The organism is Streptomyces hainanensis (genome assembly GCF_004348415.1).
GTDB lineage: Bacteria > Actinomycetota > Actinomycetes > Streptomycetales > Streptomycetaceae > Streptomyces > Streptomyces hainanensis.
This window is the reverse complement of the sequence record NZ_SMKI01000637.1, coordinates 1-3,462: the sequence shown is the minus strand read 5'-3', so window position 1 is coordinate 3,462 and position 3,462 is coordinate 1. Positions and strand designations below refer to the sequence as shown.

At 73.4% G+C, this 3,462-nt stretch carries 3 protein-coding genes and 1 pseudogene; 1 reads left to right on the top strand and 3 read right to left on the bottom strand.

Going from position 1 to position 3,462, the window contains the following annotated elements; translation table 11 throughout:
- The 3 genes and pseudogenes from E1283_RS33960 to recO form a co-directional block, all read right to left on the bottom strand.
- Positions 1–404 (bottom strand): annotated as a pseudogene (locus E1283_RS33960) (hypothetical protein); the annotation flags it as partial.
- Positions 405–644: 240 nt separating this feature from the next.
- A complete protein-coding gene (locus tag E1283_RS33955; RefSeq protein ID WP_132822017.1) occupies positions 645–1,469 on the bottom strand; it encodes an isoprenyl transferase in 825 nt (274 codons plus the stop codon).
- A 52-nt stretch (positions 1,470–1,521) separates the two neighbouring features.
- Complete coding sequence (gene recO / locus E1283_RS33950) at positions 1,522–2,271, bottom strand: DNA repair protein RecO (RefSeq protein WP_132822016.1); 750 nt, start codon at positions 2,269–2,271, stop codon at positions 1,522–1,524.
- Between recO and E1283_RS33945 the strand changes: the two genes are divergently transcribed.
- A partial coding sequence (locus E1283_RS33945; protein ID WP_132822015.1) for a PP2C family protein-serine/threonine phosphatase occupies positions 2,270–3,462 on the top strand: 1,193 nt, incomplete at its 3' end. The two genes, recO and E1283_RS33945, sit on opposite strands and share 2 nt — an antisense overlap.

The window sequence follows — 3,462 nt, the reverse complement described above, 5'->3', positions numbered from 1 at the left end:
GGCTTGGGGGTGGGGTCGGTGGGCGACGTCGGGTCGCCGCCACCGAACGGGTCGGCGCACGCGCCTCCGTCACCGAGTGTGCGGTTGGCCTGGGCGAGCAGGTTCTGCACGCCCTGCCTGGGGAGGGCGGCGGTCAGGTCGGCGATGCGGCCGCTCAGGTCGCTGCCCGCGGTGAGCGTGAACTCGCCGGCGGGCGCCGGGGCGCCCGCGCCGGGAAAGTCGAGTGCGGCCAGCTCACGCTGGCGCGGGCTGAGGGTGCCGACCTCGGCCAACGGCTCCTGCGGTTCCCACTCCTCGTCGCCGGGGGCGGCCCCGGGCACCGGTGTCCCGGCGGCGGGCGTGGCGGCCGCGGCGGAACTCGCCGGGCCCGAGACGGCCAGGCCGAGCGGCAGGATCAGGGCCACGGTCAGCGCGGCCCCCGCGCCGCGCGACCATCGCCTTCGGGACCGGCTTCGTAACCGCTGTCGTGGCTGCTGTCGTGACGTGTGTCGTACCTGGTGTCGCGCCTGGTGTGGTTCCTGGTGTGGTTCCTGGTGTCGTAACCGTCGTCGGATCAAGGTTCGCCCCTCGAGGTGACCGTCGAGTACGGACCAACCCAGAGTGACATGGACGCAACAGAACCAGTAGCCCCTCGGGGCTCGACCTCACCGTGACTGGGCGGGGATCTCGTTGGGGACCGCGCCGCCGAACCGCCGGTCACGCGAGGCGTACTCGACGCACGCGTCCCACAGGTTGCGCCGGTCGAAGTCCGGCCAGAGCACGTCCTGGTAGACCATCTCCGCGTAGGCGCTCTGCCAGATCAGGTAGTTCGACGTGCGCTGCTCCCCGGACGGCCGCAGGAACAGGTCCACGTCCGGCATGTCGGGGAAGTAGAGGTACTGGCTCAGCGTGCGCTCGTTGACCTTCTCCGGCGATATCCGGCCGGCCCGCACGTCCTCCGCGAGCCGGGCGGCCGCGTCCGCGATCTCCGCGCGCCCGCCGTAGTTGAGGCACATGTAGAGCGTCATCGCGTCGTTGTTCCTGGTGCGCTCCTCCGCGTACTGGAGCTTGCGGATCACCGACTTCCACAGCCGCGGCTCGCGCCCGGCCCACCGGATGCGCACCCCCATCGCGTCGAGCTCGTCGGTGCGGCGGTCGATAACGTCCCGGTTGAAGCCCATCAGGAAGCGCACCTCGTCCGGTGAGCGCTTCCAGTTCTCCGTGGAGAAGGCGTACAGCGACAGGTTGCTGATGCCGAGCTCCAGGCAGCCCTTGACCGTTTCGAGGACGACGGCCTCGCCCCGCTTGTGCCCCTCGGTGCGCGGCAGGCCACGCTCCTTGGCCCAACGACCGTTCCCGTCCATCACCACGGCCACGTGCCGCGGGACCAGCTCACCGGGCAGCTTCGGCGGCTGGGCGCCGGACGGGTGCGGGTCGGGGGCGCGGTACTCACGACGCCGCCGGGACGACAGGATTCCGCGGGCAGCCATAGGGGGACTCCGTAACGTCGGTGCGATCCTGAGCGACCGAGGGTATCGCCGCTCAGCCCTTCTCCACGAATCTGAGGGACCGTAGTCCGCGCTCCAGATGCCAGTGCAGATAGGCCGAGACGAGCCCGCTGCCCTCCTTCACGTGCCGGGTCTCGGCGCGGTCGGCCGTCTCCCAGTCGCCGGTGAGCAGCGCGCCGAGCAGCCGCAGCGCGTCGGGCGACGGCACCACGCTGCCCGGCACCCGACAGTCGCCGCACACCGCCCCCCCGGCGGCGAGCGAGAAGAACCGATTCGGCCCGGGGAGACCGCACTTGGCGCAGTCCTCGAAGCTGGGCGCGTAGCCGCCGACCGCCAGCGACCGGAGCAGGAACGCGTCCAGCACGAGCCCGGGGGCGTGCGCCCCGGCGGCCAGCGTACGCAGGCCGCCGACCAGCAGCAGGTACTGCTGGACGTTGGGCTCGCCCTCGTGGTCGGTGAACCGCTCGGCCGTCTCCAGCATCGCCGTCCCCGCCGTGTAGCGGGTGTAGTCGTCCACGATGTGCCGGCCGTAGGGGGCGATGGACTCGGCCTGGGTGCACAGCGGCAGCGAACGGCCGACCAGCGTGCTCCCCCGCGCGTAGAACTGCACGTCGACGTGCGAGAAGGGCTCCAGGCGCGCACCGAACTTCGACTTGGTACGGCGCACGCCCCGCGCGACCGCGCGCACCCTGCCCTGCCCGCGGGTCAGCAGGGTGATGATCCGGTCCGCCTCGCCCAGCTTCTGGGTGCGCAGCACGATGCCGTCGTCGCGGAACAGGCTCATGCCGCCCATTCTCGCCCACCGGGCGGGCGCCGCCGCCGTGCGGGGCCGCCCCGCGCCCCGGATCGTGGAGGGTGTGAAGCCCGACGAGCCCGGCTCCTCCCGATGGCGCGGCCGCTCCCTGCTGGCCGCCGAGCCGGCACTGCGGCTCGGGCGCTGGGACGTGTCCTGGCTGCTGCCGACGGTGCTGCTGGCCGGCATCGCCCTCGCCGACTGGAACTCGTCGGGCGAGTTCCGGGTGGTGACCTGGCTGGCGGCGGTGCCGATCGTCGCCTCGGCCGTGGGCGGGATGCTGACCACGGTGATCTTCGCGCTGCTCGCGCCGACCGCGTTCATCCTGCTCGACCTGTCCTGGGAACACGCCGAGCAGATGGGCGCGGGCGACTTCCTGCTGGTGGTGGCGGGCGGCGCGCTCGCCGTGCTGTCGCGCTGGCTGCGCGGCCGCGCCTACCACCACCTGCTGAGCGTGGAGAACGCCGCCGAGGCGACCCGGCTCGCGGTGCTGCGGCCGATCCCACCGGAGACGGACGGCCTGCGCTCCGCCAGCGCCTACCTGGCGGCCGACAGCGCCGCCCAGGTCGGCGGCGACTTCTTCGACGTCCAGCCGTCGCCGTACGGCCCCCGGGTGCTCCTCGGCGACGTGCAGGGCAAGGGCACCGGGGCCGTGGACGCGGCGGCCGCGCTGCTCAGCACCTTCCGGGAGGCCGGCTACCACGAGCCGCTGCTGGCCACGGTGGCCGCACGGCTCGAGGACCGGCTGCGGCGGGAGAACGAGTACGTGGCCGGCTTCGGCGAGCGGGAGGAGCGGTTCGCGACGGCGGTGCTGGTGGGGTTCCCCGCGATGGACACCGGCTGGGTGGAACTGGTCAACTTCGGCCACGCCGGCCCGCTGGTCGTCGGCCCGGCGGGCGTCCGGCAGCTCCCGGAGGGCAGCGGCACGCCGCTCGGCCTCACCGCGATGTCCACCCCCGGCGACGGCGAGGAACCGCCGGTGGAGCTGCCGCCGGTGCTGCGGGTGTCGTTCGACGGCGTCGAGACGTTGCTGCTGGTCACGGACGGCGTGACGGAGGCCCGCGACCGGGCCGGGGAGTTCCTGCCGCTGGCCGACCACCTGGCGGGGCGGGTGGGGGAGGCGTGTGCGTCGCCGGAACGGTTGGTGGCGCTGGTGGAGCGGGCGGTGCGGGGCCACACGGG